The following is a 2,068-nucleotide window of genomic DNA, read 5'->3' on the forward strand; positions in this document are numbered from 1 at the left end:
CCCGGCCCCGCGGCCGGTCGTCCTGAGGATTAGTGCGCTATGTTGGGTCAATAGGGTTATCGAAACTGCCGGATAACTCAACATCGGCGAAAGTGCGTCGACCCGGCGGGCCCCGGACGGGCGCTGGTCCCGGACGGGCGCGGGCCGACGGGCGGCCAGGCGGGCACGGCCCGACAAGCGTCCGGGCGGGCGCGGCCCGACGAGCGTCCAGGCGTGCGCGGGTCGGCGGGCGTGCGGGTGGGTGGGTGGGTGGTCAGGAGCGGCGGGCGGATTCCACCAGGAACGGGACACCCTGCTGGCAGGTGCTCATCAGGTCGGGTTGGGCCCGGCCGGTGACCGTCACCCGGGCTCCCGCCACGAGCACGTCTTTCGGGCCGCCGACCAGTTGGTGGCCGTCGAGCAGCACACACCCCGGCTCGACCCCCGCCTCGACGGTGCCGGTCAGCTCCGTCGCGCCCGGACCGGGCGGCAACCGTGGGCCGCCGGGCGGCGGCTTCAACCCGCCGGGCGGCACCGACCCGGCCGGCGGTGCGGACGGGGCCACCGAGGCCGGCGGCGTGGACGGCGGCACGGTGCCCGTCGGGGTGACCGTGTCCGTCGGGACGACCGTGGGGGTCGGGGAACTGGTCGGCGTGGCCGGCGGGCCGGTGACGTCGGCACCGTCGCCACAGCCGGCGAGCGCCACACCGGCGGCCAGCAGCACGACGACCGCCATCCGAGGAGTTCTCATACCACTGGGACGCGCCCCACCCGTGATCCGTTCCGTCCGCCGGGAACCCACCGACGAGGGGCACCGGTGCCGGCAGGCACCGACGGACACGCCGACGCCGACCCGCGCTCGGCGCGTCACCCCGGTGCCCGGGTCGACGCGAGGCTTCCGTGCCGGGTCAACCCCGCCGGAGCGGGTGCCCGGTCGGCGCGCGGAGCGGGTCCCCGGTCGGCGGGCCCGCCCGGGGTCAGCCGCGGGAGGCGGCCTTCATGTCGCGCTTGAGTTCCTGCGGCAGCGAGAAGGTCAGCCGCTCGTTGGCGGTGACCACCTCGTCGACGTCGGTGAAGCCCCGCGCGGCCAGGTGTGCCAGCACCTCGTGGACCAGTTCGTCGGGCACGCTCGCGCCGGAGGTCAGCCCCACCGTCCGGGCGTCGGCCAGCCAGGCGTCGTCGATCTCGTGGGCGAAGTCGACCAGGTGCCCGGCACGGGCCCCGGCGTCCAGGGCCACCTCGACCAGGCGTACCGAGTTGGACGAGTTGCGCGAGCCGACCACGATCACCACGTCGCAGTCGGGGGCGATCTCCTTGACCACGTGCTGCCGGTTGGAGGTGGCGTAGCAGATGTCGTCGCTGGGCGGCGACTGGAGCAGCGGCAGCCGGGTCTTGAGCCGGGCCACCGTCTCCAACGTCTCGTCCACCGACAGCGTGGTCTGGGAGAGCCAGACCACCTTGTTCGGGTCGCGCACGGTGATCCGGTCCACGTCGTCGGGGCCGTCGACGAGCTGGATGTGGGCGGGGGCCTCCCCGGCGGTGCCGATGACCTCCTCGTGCCCCTCGTGACCGATCAGCAGGATGTCGTAGTCCTCGGCGGCGAACCGCTTGGCCTCCTGGTGCACCTTGGTCACCAGTGGGCAGGTCGCGTCGATCGCCCGCAGCGACCGGGCCCTAGCCTGCTCGTAGACCTCGGGGGCGACGCCGTGCGCGGAGAAGATGACGGTGGCGCCCTCGGGCACCTCCTCGTTCTCCTCCACGAAGATCGCGCCCCGCGCCTCCAGGGTCTGCACCACGTGCTTGTTGTGCACGATCTGCTTGCGGACGTAGATCGGCGCCCCGTAGAGCTTCAGCGCCTCCTCGACGGTCTGCACCGCCCGGTCCACCCCGGCGCAGTAGCCGCGGGGCTTGGCCAGGAGCACGCGCTTGCCGGTCTTTGGGGTCGCCTCAGCCTCGGTCACCCGCCCATCGTACGTGTCGACATCTCCCCCGGCAGGAGCTGCGACCCGTACCCCAGCGGGGGTACGGGTCGCGGCGGGCGGGCCGGCAGCGCCGCGACGGGGGAGGCGGCGCGTCGGGTGGGCGGGTG

At 74.0% G+C, this 2,068-nt stretch carries 2 protein-coding genes; both read right to left on the minus strand.

Going from position 1 to position 2,068, the window contains the following annotated elements:
- Window positions 1–253 precede the first annotated feature (253 nt).
- Window positions 254–715 carry a hypothetical protein gene (locus tag ACOJTC_RS03465; RefSeq protein WP_420115705.1) on the minus strand — a complete coding sequence of 154 codons (462 nt, stop codon included), beginning with the start codon at window positions 713–715 and terminating at the stop codon, window positions 254–256.
- Between the two features lie 241 nt (window positions 716–956).
- Window positions 957–1,940 (minus strand): 4-hydroxy-3-methylbut-2-enyl diphosphate reductase, encoded by a 984-nt coding sequence (locus ACOJTC_RS03470; RefSeq protein WP_357929190.1) that lies wholly within the window; start codon window positions 1,938–1,940, stop codon window positions 957–959.
- Between the last annotated feature and the right edge of the window lie 128 nt (window positions 1,941–2,068).

The organism is Micromonospora sp. (assembly GCF_048594385.1).
Taxonomy (GTDB): domain Bacteria; phylum Actinomycetota; class Actinomycetes; order Mycobacteriales; family Micromonosporaceae; genus Micromonospora; species Micromonospora wenchangensis.